Here is a 22646-nt window from a genome sequence, read left to right as displayed (position 1 = left end):
ACATGGTTTCCAGAAAAATCTAGTAGAGAAAGAAGGCGGCAAAATGGATGTAGTAGAACTTTCACGAATCCAATTTGCTTCAACAACATTGTTCCATTTCCTATTCGTTCCACTAAGTATAGGATTGGCATTAATTATTGCAATCATGGAAACATTGTATGTTGTCAGGAAACAAGACAAATACAAAAAAATGGCGAAGTTCTGGGGACACTTATTCCTTATTAACTTTGCAGTGGGTGTCGTAACCGGTATCCTACAAGAATTCCAGTTCGGAATGAACTGGTCCGAATATTCCCGTTTCGTAGGGGATGTCTTCGGAGCACCGCTAGCTATAGAGGCATTGTTAGCATTCTTCATGGAATCTACTTTCCTTGGTTTGTGGATTTTCGGCTGGGATCGTCTGCCGAAATGGGTGCACGTGTGGTGTATCTGGATGGTTTCCCTAGGTACAATCTTCTCTGCATTCTTCATCCTAGCTGCAAACTCATTCATGCAGCATCCAGTAGGTGCAGTACTGCAACATGGCAGACTTGAGATGAGTGATTTCTTTGCAATTGTATCAAATGGTCAGCTATGGGTTGAGTTCCCGCATACAGTTTTTGGCTCCTTTGCAACAGGAGCATTGTTTATTACTGGTATTAGTGCCATTGCGTTGTTAGGTAAGAGGCACGTGGAGTTTTATAAAGAATCGTTTAAAGTTGCAATCGTAGTTGGTTTAATCAGTGGTATTGGTATAGCATTGTCCGGTCACGAGCAGGCGCTGTACTTAGTTGAAACGCAGCCAATGAAAATGGCTGCTAGTGAAGGGCTTTGGGAAGACAGTGCTGATCCGGCTCCATGGACTGTGATTGCTAATATTAATACCGAAGCCAAGGAGAATACAGGTGAGCTTAAAATACCATATGCTCTAAGTTTCTTGTCCTATGGAGAGTTTAAAGGTTCAGTTGAAGGCATGAATACCCTGCAGCAACGTTATGAAGATCTTTACGGGCCAGGTAATTACATCCCGCCAGTTAAAACTGCATTCTGGAGTTTCCGTGTCATGTGTGCACTTGGCGGTGCAATTGCTGTTCTTACAATCTGGGGTGCGTACTTGTATGCCAGAAAAAAACTTACTACTAGCAAATGGTATTTAAGATTGATGGTTATTGCAATCAGCTTTCCATTCATCGGAAGCTCTGCTGGATGGATTATGACTGAAATTGGGCGTCAGCCATGGGTTGTGTTTGGATATATGAAAACAGAAGATGCGGTTAGCGCGGGTGTTAGTGCTGGAGAAGTTTTATTTTCCCTCATTACCTTCTGTGTTTTGTATGTCATTCTATTTGCGGTCATGATTACACTATTTGTCCGTGAAATTAAAAAAGGTCCAAATCATGATATCGAGAAGACAGATCCGATAGCAGATCCATACACGAAGGAGGGTCAACATGCTTTCTCTTAATGAATTTTGGTTCATTCTCGTTGCTGTTCTTTTCGTTGGCTTTTTCTTCTTGGAAGGTTTCGACTTCGGTGTCGGGATTGCAAGTAAGTTTGTTGCCAAAGATGACTTAGAAAAACGAGCGTTTATCAATTCAATCGGACCATACTGGGATGCCAACGAAGTATGGCTCATCACAGCGATTGGTGCGATGTTTGCTGCTTTCCCTAACTGGTATGCGTCCATGCTAAGCGGATTCTATCTCTGTTTTGCCTTCATCCTATTTGGTTTGATTGGGCGTGGGGTTGCTTTTGAATTTCGAGGAAAAGTGGCGCATCCAACTTGGCGTAAAATATGGGATTGGGTAATTTTATTTGGTAGCATCATTCCTCCGCTTACATTTGGTATTATGTTCACTGCCTTAATACAAGGATTGCCGATTGATGAGAATATGACAGTTCATGCAAATGTAACTGATATTATTAATCTCTATACAGTTCTGGGTGGCGTAACACTTACAATGCTTTGTTTATGGCATGGACTTATCTTCGGTACACTAAGGTTGGTGGATAATTTGCGAGAGCGTTGCCGCCGTATTGCAAAGATATTGCTGCCAATTAACGCAATCTTGCTGATTGCATTTCTTGGGATGACATCTTTTAAAACAGATATGTTCAGTGTCCATAGCAATATTTTAAAATATTTATTTGTGGTGGGTGTTATAGTTTATATCGCATCAGCCTACTTCATCACACGTAAACGTGATGGCTGGGCATTCCTAATGTCAGGTTTGATCATGATCCTGCTGATTGCTTCCGTATTTATCGGATTGTTCCCGCGGGTGATGATTAGTTCGTTAAATGAAGCTTATAGTTTGACTGTGAAGACAGCTTCTTCAGCAGACTATTCTCTTAAGGTCATGAGTTATATTGCTTTGGGGCTTTTACCATTCGTGATAGGCTCTCAAATCTGGAGCTATTACGTTTTTCGTAAACGGGTTGATCATCGGAAACACATGGAATATTAAGTAAAATAAAAAATGGAAATTATGTACTGGTGGTTCTCCGCTATAAGCTGAAACTATTCTGGTTAAGGTAAAACAGTTTTCAGGGACCGCTAGTATCTATTCCACGATAGAAAACTCATTAAATATAATAATTTTATTGTTATATGTAATTTATTAACTAATCCGACACAAACTGAGATAGAATGGACGTTAATTAGGTCTATTATTATTAATATAATTACTAATACGGTTTCGAAATTTTGTGAAGTATTAAAATTATATTATTCTAAGTAACTGTATCTTACTTACCAAAGGAGTAAATTTATAATGCAGGTCTTACAAAAAACACAAAAAATAGTTCGCTACCAGCATCAAGATGGGAAAAAACACTTCGGTATTGTTGATGGTGAGACAATACTACAACTGTCTAGCAGTTTTACTGAACTTGTTGATAACGAAATAAAGTATGATGGAGAAAAAGTGAAATATAGTGACGTGAAGGTTTTAGAGCCTGTAGAGCCTTCTAAAGTGATTAATTTCGGCTGGACTTATGCGGATCATGCAAAGGAAACTGGTGGAGAGCCAAACCGTACAGAACCTTTTCTATTTTTAAAGCCATTATCTTCACTTATTCCAGACAAGGATAAAATCGTTCTTCCTCCAAATGACTTAACCAACCAAGTAGAACTTGAAGGAGAAGTAGCCTTGGTCATAGGAAAGCGCGGAAAAAATATTAAGGAAGAAGATGCGCTTGATTATGTGTTTGGCTGCACAATATTTAATGACGTTACAGCGAGAGATCTTACAAGAAAAGATCCCCAGTTTACACGTGGCAAAGGGTTTGATACGTTTGGACCTTTAGGTCCGTATATTGTTACCGGAATAGATCCTACAAATTTACGGATTGTAACGACATTAAACGGTCGTGTTGTCCAAGACGGAAATACCAATCAAATGTCCCTCAGCATTCCTTATTTAATCAGCTGGATCTCGCAAGTAATGACACTGGAGCCAGGTGATATTTTAGCTACGGGTTCACCATCTGGGAGTTGTCCGATTAAAACTAGAGACGAAATCGTTGTAGAAGTGGAGAAAATCGGAAAATTGTGTAATGTTGTACAGTAAAATGTGACAATATTCTTCATGACAATGTTGAAAAAATTAAATAGGACCAACATCAAATTAACGCTTATCAAATGGCTCACTAGCAACACATAAATATAAATAGTTTCTAAAAAACAGGAATAGAGAATAGCGGATTAACTATGTAAGGATAGGATATTATATAAAGTTAGGAGGATAGAGGCGCAGTGCACTTATCTGAATTTGAACTTTTTAATAGGGAGCTAGTCCGATTAATGGACGATTTCGAAAGGTGCCCATATTATATTATGAGGAAGCTTATTAACCGAGACATTATATTATTAAAAAGAGCAATTCAATATGAGAATAAAAACAACTCTCCCTTTCTGCGCAACTAAAAAGGGAGAGTTGTTTTTATGGGGATCTCCTTACTAAACAAGTATCGATTATGAGAGTTGGAACTGAGACAATAATAAAAACAAAGATATTCGGCATTAATTGTTCGGCATACAATTACAGCATTGTACGGTATTCTTATAAGTGTTATGATTATTCGAAATTAACTGAATATATGAGAGGGGCATGTACATGCACGGTAAGTATGCAGAACGAGCTAAATTAACGAGACATTCTGAAACAAGGGAAATTCTCAAAGTTACTGAGCATCCAGAAGTAATATCATTTGCAGGAGGACTTCCTGCCGCTGAGTTATTTCCAGTCGAAGAATTGAGGATAGCTTGTGATGCTGTACTTAAAACTGATGGAGCAGCATCTCTTCAATACAGTACAACTGAAGGATATCTACCACTCAGAAACGAGATAGTTAAGCGTATGGACACAATTGGAATTAAAGCAAATCCTCAGCAAACTTTAATTACATCTGGATCTCAACAAGCTATTGACTTACTAGGAAAACTCTTTCTTGATGAGGGTGATACAATCATATGCGAAAGCCCTACGTATTTAGCGGCAATTAACTCTTTCAAGGTGTATAAGGCTAATTTTGTGGAAGTGGAAATGGATGAAGACGGTATGCTTATGGAAGCATTGGAGGAAAAGCTTCAGAAAAACTCTAAAGCTAAATTCATTTACACTGTACCGGATTTTCAAAATCCTACAGGTAGAACTCTTAAACTAGAGAGAAGAAAGCGAATGGTGGAACTTGCCAGTCAATATGACTGTTTAATCATAGAAGATAATCCTTATGGCGCTGTGCGATTTTCTGGAACTCCTCTTCCTCCAGTAAAGCACTTTGACATGGATGGACGGGTAATTTATCTTAGTACCTTTTCGAAAATTTTCGCTCCAGGTCTTCGATTAGGTTGGATTTGCGCAGATAATATAATAATTGAGAAATTAGTTGCGTTTAAACAAATTGCAGACTTACATTCTGATAGCTTTTCTCAGCGTATTACAGCTAAATACTTGGAATTGTATGATATAGAGAATCATATTAAAAAGATTAGAGTTGTATACAAAGAAAGGTGCAAAACAATGCTTGAAAGCATCGATCGATTCTTCCCAGATAATATATCCTACAGTAAACCAGAGGGAGGTTTATTTATTTGGGTAGAGCTTCCGACATTTATGGATTCAAGTAAGATTTTTATGGAGTGCATGCAACATGATGTGGCTATAGTTCCAGGTATATCTTTCTTCCCAAATAGCACAAAGACCAACACACTACGTCTTAACTACTCCAATACAAATAGCGAAACAATCATTGAAGGCATTAAACGTATAGGTGAAGTTCTAAATCGAGAATTACAAAAGTACAACCGTATCAATAAAGTAATATAAGACAACGTTCATTAGAGTATATACTTGACCACTTTATAGGAAAGACATTTTGGATTGGGTTAGCACTCATCCTATCAGGAATTTGGCTAGTCATAACTGAAGAAAGGTAACATTATTTCTTAAAAGACTGATATCGATCTTGATATCAGTCTTTTGTTTGTACACTCTTTAATAAAGAAGATTGTCCATTGTTCAGGTTCTAAAGATGATGAGAATTAATACAATAATATCTGGAATCAAACAGGATATTGATCAAAAGTCCAGGCAGTTAGGGTTTCCATTACATGAATTAAAACAACTAGTTATTATAGAATGCTGTCGAAGAGATTTTCGGACTGGATCCCTACGTTTTAAATCTATTTCCTCACAATTAAGCGGCGGACAAAAGCAGCGTGTATGCCTTACTGTTAAAAGTACTCTGTTGTTTCAACAAAAGAAACTGATTTTTTAATTTATTATTCAAATTTTTTTAGATATAATCTGTTAAAGGAATGATTAATCAATATTAATATTGAAGTCTCAGAACGAAGGATAGGGGGAGGTCTGATGAAGATAAAAAAAACGAATGATATTAAGGACAGCCCTTTCACAGTTGAATATAGAGAAAAATACATTAGTTCAATATGGCATAAGGACGACCCATACAAGATGAATTGGGTGGAAGGAATACGACTATGGGGAACTATTGAAGCACCTAAAGGAATCGAAACAACAGTAATTCACAGTTTTACTGATCATAATACTTTAAAAGAAGTTTATGAGTTTAAGAATAATAGTGAGTTTGATTTTTTTTCAAAGCTAGGGGATACCTCAATCTACACAACTTTTAATGATGATTATGACTCAGCAGATATTTGTACTGTGAAGAAAAGTCATGCTCATATTTGGTGTGGTGGAGAAGTGAGTTATGTTATGGGGTTGAGAATGGTAGTGGAAGCGCCACATCTAGGTTTAATCTTAACAAAAGGAAGTTTAAAGTCATATAGTGTTGAGCGTGATTTATCATTAATCAGTAATGATCGTGGAGACTTTTTGTTACATGTAGCTCCGTTTCAGTTAGCACCTGGAGAATCTTACATTATTGAATGGGAACTATTTTGGCATAAAGGAAAAGAAGACTTTTATAATACACTTCTAACTTATCCCAATTATGTACATATACAAGCTGAAAATTATACTTTATTTGAACAAGAAGCAATCCAGATAGATATACTACACCATGAAGATTTAATAAACCATGAAATCGAAATATCAAGAGATGGAAAGTCAATTGAATTTAATAAAGAAAAAAATATGCTGGAAATCAGAGAGAAAGATTTGCCCCCTGGAGAGTATTGCTATTCTGTAAAGATAGGTGGAATTATGGCGGAAGCAAAGGTACTGGTGCTGCCTAAAATAGAAAAATTGACGCAAAGCAGATGTGAATTTATCGTGAATAAGCAACAATACCATAAAATTAATAGCCACCTAGATGGTGCCTTACTAATTTATGATAATGAAGATCATCAAATGTTTTATTCTCACTATCATAATCATAACGGGGGCAGAGAAAGATTTGGAATGGGAGTATTACTTGCTCGTTTTCTAAGAAACAATGAGAATGAGCAAATTGAAAAAAGCTTAATAAAATATATAAATTACATCAGAAGAGAGCTTTATGATGAAGAGACAGGTATGGTATTTAACGATATAAAAAGAAATAACGATATTCATCGGTTATATAACTATTCTTGGTTGGCGGTCCTGTTTAAGGAGTTATATCTAACATGGAAGAGTGAAGAATACTTAAAGGATATGGGGAAAGTGTTATTGGCGTACTATAAGCAAGGCGGAGCTAATTTTTATCCGATTGAAATGCCAATGTTTGAAATGCTTACCTTACTAGAGGAAGCCAAATTAGATACTGTGAGACACAAGATTTTAGTTACTTTAATGAACATGTAAATACTATCAATCGTTATGGTATTAACTATCCCAAATCAGAAGTGAACTTTGAACAGAGCATTGTAGCGCCCGCTGCAAATCTTTTACTTGAAATGTATAAGTTAACAGATGATAGTGAGTTTCTTTGCGAAGCAAAAAGACATGTAGAAATATTAGAACTTTTTAATGGTCTACAACCCGATTATCACCTCTACGAAACTGCCATAAGGCATAGGGATGGATATTGGTTTGGAAAAAGTAAATTGTATGGGGACACTTTTCCACATTATTGGAGTGCCTATACGGGACGTGTATATCAAAATTTAGCTGAGATAACTAACGATCCAGAATACTATAAAAAAGCAGAGTCTTCTCTTCGAGGTGTATTAAATCTGTTTTCATCAGATGGAAGTGCATCCTGTGCAAAAATTACTCCGTATAAAGTAAATGGAATAAAAGGTGGGTTCTACGATCCATGTTTGACTATCTTGATTAATAATGACAAAATCTTGCCGTAAGGCATTTTTTTCTTTTAGTTAAAAATTAATAGATGTTCATAAAAGTACACTTTTACGAATACTCTCATTCTAATTGAATAATAACTAAATCGACATTCAAAAACCTATTAAAATATTTTTGAACGTTCTTTATTTTAGGTGACTTTTGCGAACGTTTTAATAGAATAAGACGTTGAGGAGTAATAATATGGAGGTGAGAAAGTTTGGATACATACGAGTAAGCAGCAAAGATTAAAATGAAGGTCGGCAGATACAGTCCATGAAGAACCAGGGCCTGGATAAACGAGACATCTTCATCGATAAGCAAAGTGGAAAAGATTTTAACCGAGTCAACTATCAGCTGCTGAAACGGATCATCAGAAAAGGCGATATTTTGTATATTCACTCGTATATTCACTCCTTAGACCGGTTCGGTAGGAACAAGAAGAAATCCTGCAAGAGTGGAATGATATAACAAAGAACAATTCAAGCTGATATCGTTGTGGATATGCCCCTACTAGATACGACGCAATACAACAACAGTATGGGAACTTTCATTGCTGATTTGGTATTACAGATTACCTCCTGGATGGCCCGAGAGGAACGTGATCGAATTCGAAAAAGGCTGCGTGAAGGAATAGATGTTGCACTGCAGAATGGTGTGAAGTTTGGTAGACCGAAAATCGAAACGTCAGAGGAGTTTAAAGTATATGAGCTTTGGAAATCAGGAGAGATAACAGCAGTTAAGGCGATGACGAATCTGGATCTAAATAAAACTACCTTTTATCGGTTGGTTAAAGAATATGAATCTGTAGAGCATATATAATAGAAGAAACTCGATTTTCAGCCCTTCCATGCTTATAGATTTTTTAAAAAAAGGGGGTCCGAATTTAACTGGCTCCCCTTCTACTTGGTCTTAAGCGTAGGTGTAAAAACATCTTTTTTGGGATTTTCTTCTTTGTTAAAGAAGAAAATCATAAATGATATTGTAACAAAAATTATTTGATTACAAATAAAGTTAATTACTACTCCACTCCAAATGCTGTTAGTCCACCTTAGTATAGTTTCACTTACATTGCCATTATCTAATAAAACTTGAAAGAATATAGTGAAAGATACAGTTATAAAACCAATAAACAATGAAAGAGAGGTAATGATTATAAATTCAAGCTTTTCTCCTTTTTCACTCATTAAACCCTGGATTGCTTTGGTGTTAAAGATGGACGCTAATACACCGATGCAAGCTCCGTAAAATCCTAAACTGATACTCGATATGAGTAGTATCCCTTCCAAGGCTTTATCATAACCTTTAAAATTATACAGAGTTGAATAGCGAAACATAATTAATGATATAATAACAGAAATAACTATAGCAGCTAATTGTAAACGGTAAGACAATCTCAAGCTATCTCATCCTCAATACTTGTAATTTGTAACCCCCGTCATCAAAAATCTCTATCATTCTTACAAATACGCTTTCTGGATTTATATATCTATCTTCGATAAATTCAAAATCCGTAAAAGCTTGCAATTTATGATCAACTAAGTCTATTGGCTCTACGACTCCTTCCTCATCCTCTCTGGCTCTTATTTGAAGTTTTTGTACATCATTTCCTACATCCTCTATATACTCCCTTAATATTTGTCTTGCAAAATCATCATCAATTTTTCCATCTCTTGTAGTTCTTGAATTAAATGAGATTTCTATAGTCTCGACGTCTCTATTATTATTAATCCCTAATCTCTCCATTAATCCAGTAACTCTTTGTCCTGTGACTTTCATATGTATTTTCCGATATGCAGATTGATTCAAAGCTCTTGTTCTAGCTGTGTTATCAGATACCATTGCAAGATGAAATGTTCCATTTATATTTTCAGTATAACTATCTATTATTGTGGAAAGAAATGTTTCTATTCCTGAAGGACCTAATGAATTTCTGTTCCTTTGTATCATTAAGATATGATGCTCAGCATCATAAAGAATATTAACATCAATTCCAATATACTCATTATCAGCTAACTCAAGTGCAGTAGATTCACCATGTAAGGTGGTTCTCGAAGGCACTTGGTAATCTAGCTTATCAAACACTAAATGGTAATATTGTCTTTCTACATCTACTTGTACGCTTGATAGCCTTGCTGGTTCATTATTATAACTATAGTTTATCTTATATTCTATAGGTCCTAAGCCAGCATCAATTCTCCTTTTTGCATCAAAGTATTCATTTCTTATATTTTCAAAAATATCTGATAAATCAAATGTTATGGTGTCCCCATTGTGTGTTTCGATCACGGGTTTAAAAAAGTTAAAACCTATTGTTTTTTTTCTTGGCATTACTTAAGAACCCTCCCTCTTATGGATTATGTCTAATTCGACATAATAACTTAAAATCCTCCTGTATTTAGAGAATAATCTACAGTAGAATCCTCAGTTACATTAATGGAAACTGATCTTTGCTCTTCAGCGTAGCAAACGCTGTTCGTTTGTTTACTCCAATGCTTAAATTATCTCTTGAAGAAAAAGTGAAATTTATGGTTGCAATGGGTTCTCCTAACGAGAGCAAGAGATTAAAAAATTGAACGAACTCGGATTTACAGTTATTTTCCGAGAATCTCCAAATCCAACCGTGGAAGGCGCAAAAATAGCAGAAGTGGCAGGCGCGGACATTATTGTTGCGACAGGCTTTGAAGCGTGGGGAGCCACTCCAAACGTTCAAATTTAAACATTGTCGATAGTCCCTATAATAAAAGAAGCAGTAAGTATACCGGGTATAGCAACAGGAGGCATTGTAGACAAGCACAAGGTAGGTTAATGAGGCATTTGATGCAGGTGCAGAAGGTGTTTACCTTGGGACGAAGCATAACACTCAGAAGAGTGCCGCTAGTTCCTGAGCGAAATTATAAGACGGAAGCCGTCACATAGGGCGCGCGAACCTGGATTGGAGGTTTTTAATTTCACTTTCGATACAAGGGTTTCAGGCTTTTTATATTTTGAGGTTAATAGTAGCGCCGGGTTGTTAGAAGGGTAAATGCTCAGGGAAAAGAGTAGCATAGTCTTCTAGGCGACCCTAACAAAATGATTTGGTTCTTTAGAGTATTGGTAGGAGCCCGTTCTAAATACATAAATCGAAGGTGTATTCCTATCGCATCATATTCATTTATTGAGGATAAGAGAAAGTCTCTTTCCTCTTTGTATTCTTCAGAAAGGATAAATTTGACGACACTATTTTTGATATACTAGTAGTTAATAGCGATTGGAAATAATAGGCGGTTTTTGCATCCGTAATTTATTTAGCTTTATGGAGGAATCTATATGAGGTTATCCGATAGATTTATCGTGCAATCTGTAGTAATTGAAGGGGAGGAGTATGGCTTGAATGAGGTATTCAAATCGATAGATGATGGAATACAAAAATTAGAATTTATTGCAGATGGAATACTTCTGGGGATGTTCCTAATGGGATCAATTACAATTTTAGCTGCGGGATTATTGACTTTTATAATTTGTTTCCTAGCTATGTTTCCTTTTAAATCAAAGGAGGAGAAGAAGTCTTTTTGGAAGACACAGGGGTTTGTTATGTTAGGCTTTGTAATTGTTGCTGCTTTGGTATTTGGTATTCCATATGCCATCCTTGCTTAAAGGAGGAGCTGCATTTTTCCAAACAAAGAGCCCCCGAAGAGATTTGATTCATCCGTTAGTTTCTATTAAATATTTAATTAAGGAAAAGGTTAGTCCATAAGAGAAGCAAAATTGAAGTAAAGGAGAATTTTATGATTTTAAAAAACAGCAAAGTTGTTTCATACGGAAACAGTTGCTGTTTTTTGAGGGAATTATTTTATTTCTGCGCTTTCTTTGTACCTAATAACTATCTTCTGTTGTTTGTTACTTTCTACTTGCTCGCTAAAGTTACCTACGACTTGAATTATTTTCATAGTAAGGGACATATATAAGCCTTGTTCTTTCTGCTTTCGAAGTGTTGCGGCAAGACCTAGTTGTGCAGCTATTTTACCTTTTTGGCCTTCTCCTTCAATCGTACTTTTCGCCAAAGCATAAAATCTTTCGTCCTGGCTCTGGATATCATCAGCGAGGTTCTTCAGCATCCTAATTTTATGGCTGTGATCATCTTTCGGAATTATTTGAGTCATTTCATAGTCTGTGAATTCCATCCATTAGATCCCCCTTACCAAATCAAACATTTGTGATAGCTTTTCCTCTTCCGCAAATAAATCTTCTACAGCTTTTCTATAGTCTTCTATGAGCTTATAGCCGCTATCCACACTCGACTTCATTTCATATATCTGTTCATCCAAATCAGCTTTTTCTAGCGGAAACACGTTATCCATCACCTTTAGTGATTCAACTTCATAAAGGGGATATCTGTGCATCCAACCTCGACTATATGCGTACCCTTTGGGATTACTTTCGATGTGATATATTTCGTCGAGTATTTTTTTTCGTTCTTCCTTGAAAGCTAACTGTATTTCTTCGTGAACAGTTTTTTCCAGTTTTGCAATGGCAGACATCTTGTTCTCAAATATTAACGCACCTTCGCGGTATAACCTTAAAGCAGCTGACATATTTACTTCAATTGGTTCCCCGCTGGCACTGGTAGTAGTATAAATTAAGTCTTTCCCCGAATAGCTTTTACTTCCGCCAGCCAAAGCAATAAGCATTTCATTAATACTGTGGCTATCCTTAATGGATTCCAGCCTTTCTAAAAATCCACTGTTTAGAATATTTTCAATTGAACCCGTAAATGAACCCTTAAGTTTCTGAAATGCTTTATACAAGCGATAGTCACCGTACAGATACAACTCATTAAGATTTTCGTTTATGTCTGCATTTTCATAAATAGCAGCATACGCCTCGGATAAATCTTTTTCTAAGTTGGCAACTTCTTTTATCATTATATTTTTTTGGTCTTCTGTTATATATCCTTCTTCATAAAGCCGGCCGAATATAGTGTCAGCATTTTGGGTTATTACAATTACCTTTTCTAATAATGGAGGTAAGTTATCTTTTAATGCCTTTATTGTCTCATCAAATTCATCGTGATCGAATGCGTACCATTGTAAAACGTCCATATTACCTTTAATTCCTTCGAGGTACTCCAACTTTACTCCAAGAAGCTGAGAAGCAACTTCATTTACGCCGCCTTTATTATCAGCAACTGAATAATCAATCGCCAGGTCTCTGAAGCTTGCTATTACATCATCTGGGATATCATCAATTAGATTTTTAATTCCGTCAACTTCTGGATTCGTGTCTATCATTTCTACATTACCAAATGTAACAAATCCGGCTTTCTCTGTAACAGCAAACAGCGGATCATCCTTGGAGATTTTTTGATGAATTTTTACTGGAGAATCTTTGTAATAGTCTTTTGTAAATTCTGCGAGATCATTAGAAGGTATATTAGTTACATTATCAGGATTTTTAATTCCGAAATGTTGATTAACTGCTTCAAAAAAAGTTGGGTCATAATCATATACTTCGAGTGGAGGTAGTTGAAGCCCGTTAACTCCATATATTTCATCAAATGTATCATCTACAATACCAGTGATTGTACTGTTATGGTTTCCCAGTGAATGACCAAAAGAAACAACTTCTGTATCATCTTCTATGCCAAAGTGATTCTTAGAATCATCTACAAAAACTTTTGTTGCTTCAGCCTGTTTTGTGGATTTTCCTGCAAACGGCCCTTTTATATTTTCATTCCAATCAGCTCCATCTACAGAACCTTGGTTTATCACATATAACTTTTCTTCTCCACCTTCAGATACTAAAAGTGAGGTGCCATCATAACCCGACTCAAGATTAGATGTATTTTTTGAGTCAGATGAATGATAAATTTTGACCTCTCCCTCAAAAAGTTCGCCTGTTTCTTCTAAATAAATAGATTTAAATTTTACCTCTAATTCATCAGGTTTCAGATTGTCGTACTCTGTATTTGTAAGTCGCATCCACACATTAGTTGTTGTGATTTTATCCAATGACATAAAAATCACTCACCTTCATTCTGCGTCAACTTTATGGATTGGAATATATTTAATACCCTTTCTTTTTCATCCTCTACTAATTTTGAGCACTCATCTGAAGAAAGGTTATCACCACAGATCATACTAGTGAATATCTGTATGTTCTCTTTATTATCATTCCAAATCAATGTTGCAAATCCAGGATTGATTCCATCAGTATAATCAGCAACTTCAATGTTCTGTCCCTCAAATTCAGTGTTTTTTGACTGAAATTGAAGTTCTTCATTTTTCTTAGCGGACAGTCCATCCTTAGTTGACTCCACGTCACTCATAAAACCATAGTATTTTAATTGTATAGTGGTGAATACGTCAAGGCTTTCATCGATATGAGATATAGTGAGAAATTCACTGTCATTCTTTGAGGATTTATTATAACTTCTCTCAACTATATTCATATCTCCTGGGAAATCCATTGTAAATTTCCCGGACTTCGCTTCAAACGGGTAATATCCTTCTCGAACCGGTTCTGTTGATGTAAGAAAATCACGAGTAAATTCATTTTGAAATGCCGGTACATCCGGTAAATCTTGTGGATCCATCTCGGAAGGTGAAGCAGATCCTTTTCCGTTTGACATACTACATCCTCCTAACACAAACGCTGTTAATAATATTAGTATTAGAAATTTAGTTTTCACAGAGTAATACCTCCGCTCTTATGATGCTTACTGCATAAAATTATACAAAAACAGGTACTACAATCACAGGGATATAGTGGATATTTACAAAAAACCGTTCTTTTGTCTTGGGTATAATTACCATTGAATATGAAGATGTGAGGATACGACGTTGTAAGAATACGTTTTATTTAAATGGCCATAAGCAGTATATGACAAATTAATCTTCAAATAGTGAAGCCTGCATTTGCAATATGTATTGAATCATAGTAGACGAAGTCGAGACTTTTTGAGGATAACTGTATTAGTGCTGTTTTTCTGATTTCACTAATACAGATGGACAAAGGGCTATTTACTAACGTCAATGCTAACGTAATTATTTTTTTGAACTGATTTTAACGGAATTAAAGGACTATATGGTCAAAAAAACCCCTTAAAATACGCTATTTACGTCTATAACAAAATTGACAGGGTAGGGGTCGCTGGTTCAAGTCCAGTCGGAATCATCATTGAGAAAGCCTATAACCATTGCGGTTATAGGCTTTTTGTATCGTGATTAATGATTTATATTCTGCAATCTTCTATAACGACCGACCAAATTAACTTTTACCAGTTCGTATTTCTAGAAATGCGTTTCCTGTTTCATTCTCCATCTTTTTAGTTAAGTGAGCATATAAGTTCATTGTTGTTTTATAATCTTTATGGCCTAATCGTTCTTGGATTGCTTTTACGCTAAACCCTTTACTAAGTAGATAAGTTGCAGAGGAGTGGCGTAGGTCATGGAATGATATATCTTTGAGATTGTACTGATTGAGCAACCGTCGCCAAAATTGTGAAGCCGTATGCGGTGAATAGGGTTTACCATCAGCATGAGCAAAGGGAAGATTTAACGTTTCACCATAAACATCTTTATAACCTTTGTACTCTTCACGAATTTTCATAATTTCTCGTTTACGCTCTTTTCGGTAAGCCGATATTTCTTTCATAGTTATCTCATCAAAAGTCACAGTTCATTCCTCGTCAGGTTTTGTAGACTTTACTCTAAGATCATACTGTTTTGTATATTGTACAGATCGTCGAATATAGATGCAGTTATTTTCAAAGTCTATACTTTATCCATATCTATTCCTAAAACCTCTCCACGATGTAAACCACCTGTTTTAAAAAGCATTTGATAGATTTAGAGAATTTGTCTGCAGAACAACTGCGGACGTTAGGTAGAGATGCAGCCTATCGAATCGGTACGCATATGACTGCGGACGATCCTATCGAATCATATGTAAGCAAACAACAAGAGATTCTGCGGAACGTACAGGCAGAACTGGAGAGGAGAAACAAATGAGTGCACAGGCGGCCGAGTCACTTACACCCGAACAAATAAAAGCAGGTAAAGACCGGCAAACCTTCCTGGTTGAGGAGCTGAATAGGTTCAGGATTACCAGACAAGGCGACCGGCTTGTTAAAGATATGAGTCTGCCGGAGTTAGAACATCTGTATATACGGGAGAGAATCTTTCAGGCGAAGATGTACGCCAGACGGATAAGAGAGGAAGAGTTGCTTGGCTATTAACTATGGAAAACGCGGGATGGAATTTGAAAACCTGCTAAATTACACAAACAATCTGAATTGGACTAAGAAAAAAGCTTTAATAAACAAAAGGCCGACACCCTATTTATATTCTTAACAAAATTGACAGGGAGAGATCGCTGGTTCGAGACCAGTCGGAATCACTAAATTAAAGCTCGGAACTCATGCTACGTAGGGGTTTCTGGGGATGTTCCTAATGGGATCAATTACGATTTTAGCTGCGGGATTATTGACTTTTATAATTTTTTTCCTATCTAGGTTTCTTTTTAAATCAAAGGAGGAGAAGAAGTCTTTTTGGAAGACACAGGGGTTTGTTATGTTAGGCTTTGTAATTGTTGCTGCTTTGCTATTTGGTATACCATATGCCATCCTTGCGTAAAGGAGGAGCTGCATTTTCCAAACAAAAAGCTCCCGAAGAGGACTGGAAAGAACTGATTTGGATCAACAGATATATGAAATGAAGTCGAGTGTGGATAGCGACTATAAGCTCATAGAGCGATATTATCAGTCACAACTACCATATGCAACTGAAGACAAGTGCAAGGATTTAGTAGAGTTAGAAAAGAAAAAAATACTAGAGATTTACTTGGTTAAGAGATATCTGTGTATCCATCTTCTATTTATCCTGATATTTCTTCTTTACTTGTTTCTTCGCTGCTAATAGATATGTATACTACACGATTTCGAACTATTTTATGTATAAAATTATTGATTGAATCGGTACTTTGGTACTGTAGGGATTTCTCTTAAGGGACTTACAGACCTCGACTTAAGTATTGTTTTTTTATTTAGATATCAATATTATGGAAATGACTGGATATTTTTAATATAATTTTTTAAGACAAAAGCAACTTCATCATTGGGGGTTAGGCTTAGTGAGAACTAAATTCGTAATTGTTCTTATTTTAACAACGTTGATTTTAGGAGGGTGTAGTATGGGCGGTGATAAACAGTCAGGATCTCCTTCTGAAATGAATTCATCTGAATTACCGGATGTTGCAGCATTTCAGGATGAATTCACTCGTGACTTTATACAAAAATCTGAGCCTACAAAGGAAGGGTACTACTCATTTAAGTCCGGATCGAACAGTTTTACAATGGACTTTCCAGAGAATTTGGTTGTCATTAGAGAAAGCTACAATAAAGATGAGAATGATGGGAGTGAAATGATTGAGCTCTCTTTACCTAAATCTGAAAGAGATAAGATAGATGCAGTACCTGTAGTGAAATTACATTATTATGATTTTATGAGCAGTGAAGAGAACAGCAAAGAGAGTATAACAGCACGAAGTAGCGGTACACTTGAATTTAAGTCCTTAGAGTCAGTTAAAAGTGATCAGCATATACAATATGCTGAAAATAAAGATGGTATTTATCCAGGGTTATCTGGTTTAGTATGGAATGACAATAATCAACAGATTCAGATATTCGCTTCTGTTGTTTGTAAGGAAGGTTTAAGTGATGAAGAATGTGAAACGAAGGCTAAGCCAATAAAAGACTCTTTAGTTGAGATATTAAGCTCTATTCAATTCCTCAAAGAAGGGAATGAATGATATTAATGTCTTTGGAAAAGATCACTTCAACAGATGTGTGGTTAAGACTGGTTAATACAGAATATGAAAATTTATCTTCTTCAAAGCTTGAAGAGAAGTTTAAATACATTTATCTAGAAGAAACTGGAGAGGTATTTGATGGTGACTTGGAAGTACTCCATTCATCAGATTCTAAAACGGTTGATCCTGAGAAAACAGGTTATGATGGTACCGCCCTTCTTGTTTCAGAAGGAGGAGAGAAAGAGCTATATGTAATAAACCAAGGAACCCAGTCAGACACTTTTGTTGACTGGGCTTATAACATAAAAGGAGGATACTTAGGACAGACTGTTGACCAAGCACAAGCCGCTAGAGAATTTACTTTGGAAGCTAAAAGATATTTCAATATTAACGATGAGGTTAAAGTGAATGCTTTGGGTCATTCTCTTGGGAATCAGAATGGAACTGTCACAGGTATCTCAGACGGAACTTATGATAGTGTTTATGGCATCAATGGATTACAAGTGTCACCATATGCCCAGTACACGTATGACAATAAATTTGCTGAAGCCGTAAATAAAGAATTCGGGATTGTAGCTTCAGATGAAATATACGATATTCCGAAACAAGATTTAGTAAATTTTACTAAGGAGTTCTTCGAAGAATCAAAAGTAAATATCCATCAAGTCATCTCCACAGACGACCCTCTCTATGGGATTACAGAAAAAGGCGGCTTAGTAGCACTTGGTGAGATTGAATATTTTGATACTAACCCAGAATTAAGCGGCATTAAAACGATTATAGACGATATTCCGGATGATGTACTGAAAGAATTTATTGATTTAGGAGTCGTATATGCTTCAGCCGATCAAAAAGGCGGCATTGCTGAAGTGCTGCGACAAACACTTGGAGTCAATTATGACTATATAAAAGATATAAATTCCTTTCCAAGTCTTGGTCAATGGTATTTACTAAATCAGTCGGAAGTGGATGAAACACTTAAAGCAATCGATAGTAATCTCCCCCCACTAATAGATAAGCTTAACTTAATAACCGACAATTCTGAGGTTATCTTTGGGAGACTTTTTGAAGAAGGCTATATAACGGAAGAACAAAAGAAAATTATGATTGATGAAATCTCAAAACTTGCACAAGAACTCGAATACGTGCAGAATGCTCTAACTTTTAATGTTGATACAGACGAAGAAGGTAGGTTCCTTGATAAGCTGGCTGCTGATGGTGCCTTAGGAATGGTAATTTATAATCTCTATAATGCTTATAATGACGCAATGAAAAATATTAAAGACAGCGGGATTTTGGATAGTTTAGCAAGTATAGTTGATAGTCATAGCATTAACGAATTATTAAATGCTCGTACGAATGGGAACAAGACGTACGTGGGCAAGGATGTTATCTATACTTCTGAAGGTGTGAGTGGAGGAAAACCAATTAAGGTTAATATGTCTGCTGCACTAAGATTTTATAATGAAGGAATTGTTTCATTAGAAAATAAACTACAGTATATCAATAATCTAGAAAAGACTGTCTATGAAGAGTTAACCCACATCTTTAATAGTAGAAGATCGAAAATCATTAGTGGAATTAGTAGCATTGAATCAAGTCCGCGAAGTTATGCAGCGATGTTAGAAGAGCACAAATATATGTTAATGAAAATAAAAGAAGTGAGAATCATTGAGACTATACCGCGACTGAATATCTCGCATCTTGATGAAGATATAGAGCGGATGAAAAAGTCAGTTGCAACAGGCCGTGATTTCGTCGAGAGATATCGAAGTGCTATACTACAACTTTTTCGAGAAGAAGAAAATCTTTCAAAAATGTTTGATTTAGCGAGGGAGATATAATGCCGGAGTTTACTGTAAAATTAACAAAACCCATAATCCCTGAAGAAGACTTTAGTTATTTAAGAGGCACACTCTCCCGACTTGCAGAAGAGATTTTTGCGGAGGATGAAAAGTTCCATTCTTTAGCTAATTCAATCCTTGTAAGTAAGGGGCAGCAAGGAAAGATCATAGATGCAGTACAAGCAGAGAACTTTTTACGTCGTAGAGAAAATCTTGATATTGCTTCTATGTTTTCATTTAAGGTCATTGGTTTAGTGAACAGCTTCAGCGAGCAAATAGATGAAATGAATAAACCGCCGATTTATGTAACATATAGCGACAGCGATGATGCATCTTAAGTTTTAGTCGATCTCTGTATCAGTTCTGTTTTGTGGTAATGACTAGTACAGGTTCGTCTAGTGCCATTTGCTAACGTGTATGCTAACGTAATTAATTTTTTTGGATCATTTTAATGGACTATATGGACTTAAAAGACGGAAAAACCCCTATAAATACGCTATTTACGCTCGAAACAAAATTGACAGGGTAGGGGTCGCTGGTTCAAGTCCAGTCGGAATCATCATTGAGAAAGCCTATAACCATGGGACTGACCCCCGTTTTTGAGACAGGGATCAAAACACCTTCAAACAGCCAATTGTCGATATTGTATCGGTGATTGGTTATTTAGTTTCGTTTGAATACGAATATTGTTATAATAATGAATGTATTCTTCGACAGTACGCTCTACGATGGCCGTCGTAGTTCGATCGATACTGTTGAGATAGAACGTTTCAGACTTTAGTGAGGAATGAAACGATTCGATGGTGGCATTATCAGCGGGCGTTCCTTTCCGGGACATGCTCATGGTAATGCCTTTTGCTTTTACAGCTTTCTGATACTCATATGATGTATACACCGACCCTTGATCACTATGTAATGTGCAGTTCTCAGGCAGTGTTCTTATCGGAATCCTCTAATTGAAAAAGTAAAGAATATTTTTAGGTTTATCATTAAGTTCATTTGATATAACATATACTATGACCCACATCATTCACTATTTCTTTTATAATTTTGGGCAATTATAATAGAGGGTATATTTGTAGGCTGCTTTGCTATCAAATAAATAGAACAACGTGGGTAAGATTGGCAGCAAGGGGCTTTGATATGGAAAGAAACAATCGATCGAAAAATGATTTACAAAAAGGTTTGAAAAATCGCCATGTGCAGATGATTGCACTGGGCGGGGCGATTGGAACCGGTTTATTTTATGGCTCTGCGTCTTCCATTGGATTGGCAGGTCCGGCTATCCCGCTTGCTTATCTGGTGGGCGGCTTGATGATTTTCCTGATCATGCGGGCCCTGGGAGAACTTTCTGTCGATAATCCAAATTCTGGCTCCATCAGTTACTATGCTTATGAGAACTTAGGAGACTTTTTCGGTTTCTTCTCGGGATGGAACTATTGGTTCAATTACGTTGCTGTAACGATGGCTGAGTTGACGGTCGTCGGTGTATATGTCCAGTATTGGTTTCCGGAAGTGCCGACTTGGGTGACAGCATTCGGCTTCCTGATCATAATTACTTGTATAAACCTATTAAGTGTCAAGTTATATGGTGAATTCGAGTTTTATTTCGCTCTGATCAAAGTGATAGCCATCATTGGCATGATAGTGCTCGGCCTGGTAATCATCTTCACTGGTATTGGAAATGAAGGCGTACCGACTGGATTCTCCAATCTTTTTGATGAAGGAGGGTTCTTGCCGAATGGGATGGTAGGCGTTCTACTTTCCATTGTCCCCGTGATGTTCAGCTTCGGCGGCGTTGAGCTTGTAGGTATAACTGCAGGTGAGGTGGAGACACCTAAGAAGACGATTCCCAAGGCAATCAATCAAGTTGTTTACCGCATCTTGATCTTTTATGTGGGTACGATGATTGTGATTACGTCTATCTTCCCATGGAATCAGATTGACGGGGAAAGCAGTCCATTTGTCCAAATACTGGATGGTATCGGTATCCCGGCAGCAGCTGGAATATTGAATCTGGTTGTTTTGACGGCAGCTGTGTCGGCGCACAATAGCGGTTTGTACAGTAATGGACGCATGCTGCATTCCTTGGCGAAGCAAGGCAACGCCCCCCGGTTCCTGCACCGTGTCGGGAAACGGACAGGTGCACCAGTACCAGCTATATTACTTTCTTCGGCAGTGGCAGGAATTGCTGTCATCATTAATTACTTATTCCCGGAAAAGGTATTCGGCTACGTGATGGCTACTGCGACTGTTGCAGGTGTCATCAACTGGATCATGATCATTATCATTCATTTGGCATTTCGGAAGCGCATAGGGAGGGAGGCAGCAAGCAAATTATCTTTTAAGCTGCCGCTGTATCCTGTCACCAATTATGTCGTACTCTTATTCCTCGTAGCGGTACTTGTCATCATCGGCTTCATGCCGGATTATCGTTTGGCTCTTTATATTATGCCAGTATGGATACTTATCCTTGTAATAGGATATAAGCTGAAGAAAGAATGAATGATGCGTGTCCCTCCTTACAGGGACACGCATTTTCTTTAATGCATTGCCGTGAGAATGAAAGCTTAGCGATGCAGCCCCTTTTTAAACTAACTGGGGGCTGCATCTATATAAAAGCATGAAACGATTCGATGGAGACATGATCAGCGGTAATGCCTGTTGCTTTCATAGCCTCCTGATGCTCCTGTGAGATGTGGACAGGACCTTATAATGCATCAATGGATCAGCCTACAAAACGGCCAAATAGCGTCAGTACTCTTTTAGTCGCAAACTGAGAGCGGTTGGTCCGCATCTTGCTTAACAGCAGTGTTATGCAGCTGAACCTAATGGGCATACGTGGAAATCAGTCGTTATCCACACTCAAAATATGACTTTTGCCATCAGCTAGCAGGGACATGGCAAAAAGTAATATAAAAGTAATGAGGAAAAAATGATAGCTAATACATATACCGCAAGTCAGAGCTGGAAGACTGATCAAATGCAAGTTTTTTATTAAGGGGTTCACTTTTATCGTGATGGAAGATCCATCCTTGACCTTCATTTTATCACTGTTCCAAATGCCTTGGACGCTGGTCCTTATATCGACAAGATTGCTGTCTGGTTCAAACTCATACGTCTCGCCATTTCTAAGCTTGGTCAGCATCTGATCATTGACATATAATTTAATATGGTCTAGACCACCGTAAAAATTCTTTTTTCGTGTTATTTTAATGGCCATGTAGGGAGCAGCCTTCTTTCTATAAAAAATCACCTTCATAATATATCATTATCTTCC

20 protein-coding genes and 2 pseudogenes are annotated in these 22646 nt (G+C 36.9%); 13 read left to right on the top strand and 9 right to left on the bottom strand.

What is annotated here, in order from left to right; genetic code table 11:
• Positions 1–43 precede the first annotated feature (43 nt).
• The 5 genes from MHI54_RS02515 (at position 44) to MHI54_RS02495 (ending at position 7253) form a co-directional block, all read left to right on the top strand.
• Positions 44–1444 (top strand): cytochrome ubiquinol oxidase subunit I, encoded by a 1401-nt coding sequence (locus MHI54_RS02515; protein ID WP_340082237.1) that lies wholly within the window; start codon positions 44–46, stop codon positions 1442–1444.
• Positions 1431–2447, top strand: a complete 1017-nt coding sequence (gene cydB / locus MHI54_RS02510) for a cytochrome d ubiquinol oxidase subunit II (RefSeq protein WP_340082236.1) — start codon at positions 1431–1433, stop codon at positions 2445–2447. The genes MHI54_RS02515 and cydB overlap by 14 nt, the downstream gene beginning before the upstream one ends.
• Positions 2448–2753: 306 nt before the next feature.
• On the top strand, positions 2754–3551 hold the full coding sequence (locus MHI54_RS02505) for a fumarylacetoacetate hydrolase family protein (RefSeq protein WP_340082235.1): 798 nt from the start codon (positions 2754–2756) through the stop codon (positions 3549–3551).
• 546 nt (positions 3552–4097) lie between these two features.
• The gene (locus MHI54_RS02500; protein ID WP_340082234.1) at positions 4098–5309 is read left to right on the top strand and encodes a PLP-dependent aminotransferase family protein; all 1212 of its coding nucleotides are present in this window, start codon (positions 4098–4100) and stop codon (positions 5307–5309) included.
• Positions 5310–5855: 546 nt separating this feature from the next.
• Positions 5856–7253 (top strand): hypothetical protein, encoded by a 1398-nt coding sequence (locus MHI54_RS02495; protein WP_340082233.1) that lies wholly within the window; start codon positions 5856–5858, stop codon positions 7251–7253.
• Positions 7254–7814: 561 nt separating this feature from the next.
• Here MHI54_RS02495 and MHI54_RS02490 read toward each other — a convergent pair.
• A complete protein-coding gene (locus MHI54_RS02490) occupies positions 7815–8135 on the bottom strand; it encodes a hypothetical protein (RefSeq protein WP_340082981.1) in 321 nt (106 codons plus the stop codon).
• Here MHI54_RS02490 and MHI54_RS02485 point away from each other — a divergent pair.
• Positions 8025–8555: pseudogene (locus tag MHI54_RS02485) on the top strand (recombinase family protein). The gene MHI54_RS02490 and the pseudogene MHI54_RS02485 sit on opposite strands and share 111 nt — an antisense overlap.
• 80 nt (positions 8556–8635) lie before the next feature.
• Here MHI54_RS02485 and MHI54_RS02480 read toward each other — a convergent pair.
• Positions 8636–9133 carry a hypothetical protein gene (locus MHI54_RS02480; protein ID WP_340082232.1) on the bottom strand — a complete coding sequence of 166 codons (498 nt, stop codon included), beginning with the start codon at positions 9131–9133 and terminating at the stop codon, positions 8636–8638.
• 1 nt (position 9134) lies between these two features.
• Entirely contained in the window at positions 9135–10064 is a 930-nt protein-coding gene (locus tag MHI54_RS02475) for a DUF6731 family protein (protein WP_340082231.1), read from the bottom strand.
• A gap of 241 nt (positions 10065–10305) precedes the next feature.
• Here MHI54_RS02475 and MHI54_RS02470 point away from each other — a divergent pair, with 241 nt between their 5' ends.
• Both MHI54_RS02470 and MHI54_RS02465 read left to right on the top strand, forming a co-directional pair.
• Positions 10306–10452, top strand: coding sequence for a hypothetical protein (locus tag MHI54_RS02470; protein ID WP_340082230.1), 147 nt, complete (start codon positions 10306–10308; stop codon positions 10450–10452).
• A 590-nt stretch (positions 10453–11042) separates the two neighbouring features.
• Positions 11043–11369: a hypothetical protein gene (locus MHI54_RS02465; RefSeq protein ID WP_340082229.1), complete on the top strand. Its 327-nt coding sequence runs from the start codon at positions 11043–11045 to the stop codon at positions 11367–11369.
• 191 nt (positions 11370–11560) lie between these two features.
• Here MHI54_RS02465 and MHI54_RS02460 read toward each other — a convergent pair whose 3' ends face one another.
• From MHI54_RS02460 to MHI54_RS02445, 4 genes are all read right to left on the bottom strand, one after another.
• Positions 11561–11896, bottom strand: coding sequence for a hypothetical protein (locus tag MHI54_RS02460; RefSeq protein WP_340082228.1), 336 nt, complete (start codon positions 11894–11896; stop codon positions 11561–11563).
• Between the two features lie 3 nt (positions 11897–11899).
• The gene (locus MHI54_RS02455; RefSeq protein ID WP_340082227.1) at positions 11900–13729 is read right to left on the bottom strand and encodes a DUF6792 domain-containing protein; all 1830 of its coding nucleotides are present in this window, start codon (positions 13727–13729) and stop codon (positions 11900–11902) included.
• Positions 13730–13734: 5 nt separating this feature from the next.
• The gene (locus MHI54_RS02450) at positions 13735–14343 is read right to left on the bottom strand and encodes a hypothetical protein (protein ID WP_340082226.1); all 609 of its coding nucleotides are present in this window, start codon (positions 14341–14343) and stop codon (positions 13735–13737) included.
• A gap of 638 nt (positions 14344–14981) precedes the next feature.
• Positions 14982–15389 carry a site-specific integrase gene (locus tag MHI54_RS02445; protein WP_095216373.1) on the bottom strand — a complete coding sequence of 136 codons (408 nt, stop codon included), beginning with the start codon at positions 15387–15389 and terminating at the stop codon, positions 14982–14984.
• 331 nt (positions 15390–15720) lie between these two features.
• On the opposite strand from MHI54_RS02445, the gene MHI54_RS02440 reads away from it, so the two are divergent.
• From MHI54_RS02440 to MHI54_RS02425, 4 genes are all read left to right on the top strand, one after another.
• Entirely contained in the window at positions 15721–15951 is a 231-nt protein-coding gene (locus MHI54_RS02440; RefSeq protein ID WP_095216372.1) for a hypothetical protein, read from the top strand.
• 953 nt (positions 15952–16904) lie between these two features.
• A complete protein-coding gene (locus tag MHI54_RS02435) occupies positions 16905–17522 on the top strand; it encodes a hypothetical protein (protein WP_095216369.1) in 618 nt (205 codons plus the stop codon).
• Positions 17519–19366 carry a DUF6792 domain-containing protein gene (locus tag MHI54_RS02430; protein ID WP_095216368.1) on the top strand — a complete coding sequence of 616 codons (1848 nt, stop codon included), beginning with the start codon at positions 17519–17521 and terminating at the stop codon, positions 19364–19366. The genes MHI54_RS02435 and MHI54_RS02430 overlap by 4 nt, the downstream gene beginning before the upstream one ends.
• On the top strand, positions 19366–19704 hold the full coding sequence (locus tag MHI54_RS02425; RefSeq protein WP_095216367.1) for a hypothetical protein: 339 nt from the start codon (positions 19366–19368) through the stop codon (positions 19702–19704). Before MHI54_RS02430 ends, MHI54_RS02425 begins: the two co-directional genes overlap by 1 nt.
• Before the next feature lie 284 nt (positions 19705–19988).
• Here the strand turns inward: MHI54_RS02425 and MHI54_RS02420 are convergent.
• A pseudogene (locus MHI54_RS02420) lies at positions 19989–20318 on the bottom strand (IS3 family transposase); the annotation flags it as partial.
• A 191-nt stretch (positions 20319–20509) separates the two neighbouring features.
• Here MHI54_RS02420 and MHI54_RS02415 point away from each other — a divergent pair.
• Complete coding sequence (locus MHI54_RS02415; protein WP_340082225.1) at positions 20510–21871, top strand: amino acid permease; 1362 nt, start codon at positions 20510–20512, stop codon at positions 21869–21871.
• Positions 21872–22214: 343 nt separating this feature from the next.
• On the opposite strand, the gene MHI54_RS02410 is transcribed toward MHI54_RS02415, so the two are convergent.
• Positions 22215–22589, bottom strand: a complete 375-nt coding sequence (locus tag MHI54_RS02410; protein WP_340082224.1) for a hypothetical protein — start codon at positions 22587–22589, stop codon at positions 22215–22217.
• Positions 22590–22646 lie beyond the last annotated feature (57 nt).

It is taken from the genome of Terribacillus sp. FSL K6-0262, from assembly GCF_037977385.1.
Lineage (GTDB): Bacteria > Bacillota > Bacilli > Bacillales > Amphibacillaceae > Terribacillus.
This window is presented reverse-complemented; position numbering and strand designations above follow the sequence as displayed.

What these genes read in the sequence shown, in the direction of transcription:
- MHI54_RS02460 (WP_340082228.1), bottom strand. Translation starts at nt 11,896, where the DNA reads ATGGAATTCACAGACTATGAAATGACTCAAATAATTCCGAAAGATGAT.
- MHI54_RS02515 (WP_340082237.1), top strand. Translation starts at nt 44, where the DNA reads ATGGATGTAGTAGAACTTTCACGAATCCAATTTGCTTCAACAACATTG.
- MHI54_RS02415 (WP_340082225.1), top strand. Translation starts at nt 20,510, where the DNA reads ATGGAAAGAAACAATCGATCGAAAAATGATTTACAAAAAGGTTTGAAA.
- MHI54_RS02505 (WP_340082235.1), top strand. Translation starts at nt 2,754, where the DNA reads ATGCAGGTCTTACAAAAAACACAAAAAATAGTTCGCTACCAGCATCAA.
- MHI54_RS02500 (WP_340082234.1), top strand. Translation starts at nt 4,098, where the DNA reads ATGCACGGTAAGTATGCAGAACGAGCTAAATTAACGAGACATTCTGAA.
- MHI54_RS02475 (WP_340082231.1), bottom strand. Translation starts at nt 10,064, where the DNA reads ATGCCAAGAAAAAAAACAATAGGTTTTAACTTTTTTAAACCCGTGATC.
- MHI54_RS02410 (WP_340082224.1), bottom strand. Translation starts at nt 22,589, where the DNA reads ATGGCCATTAAAATAACACGAAAAAAGAATTTTTACGGTGGTCTAGAC.
- cydB (WP_340082236.1), top strand. Translation starts at nt 1,431, where the DNA reads ATGCTTTCTCTTAATGAATTTTGGTTCATTCTCGTTGCTGTTCTTTTC.
- MHI54_RS02440 (WP_095216372.1), top strand. Translation starts at nt 15,721, where the DNA reads ATGAGTGCACAGGCGGCCGAGTCACTTACACCCGAACAAATAAAAGCA.
- MHI54_RS02465 (WP_340082229.1), top strand. Translation starts at nt 11,043, where the DNA reads ATGAGGTTATCCGATAGATTTATCGTGCAATCTGTAGTAATTGAAGGG.
- MHI54_RS02450 (WP_340082226.1), bottom strand. Translation starts at nt 14,343, where the DNA reads ATGTCAAACGGAAAAGGATCTGCTTCACCTTCCGAGATGGATCCACAA.
- MHI54_RS02425 (WP_095216367.1), top strand. Translation starts at nt 19,366, where the DNA reads ATGCCGGAGTTTACTGTAAAATTAACAAAACCCATAATCCCTGAAGAA.
- MHI54_RS02430 (WP_095216368.1), top strand. Translation starts at nt 17,519, where the DNA reads ATGATATTAATGTCTTTGGAAAAGATCACTTCAACAGATGTGTGGTTA.
- MHI54_RS02455 (WP_340082227.1), bottom strand. Translation starts at nt 13,729, where the DNA reads ATGTCATTGGATAAAATCACAACAACTAATGTGTGGATGCGACTTACA.
- MHI54_RS02435 (WP_095216369.1), top strand. Translation starts at nt 16,905, where the DNA reads ATGGGCGGTGATAAACAGTCAGGATCTCCTTCTGAAATGAATTCATCT.
- MHI54_RS02495 (WP_340082233.1), top strand. Translation starts at nt 5,856, where the DNA reads ATGAAGATAAAAAAAACGAATGATATTAAGGACAGCCCTTTCACAGTT.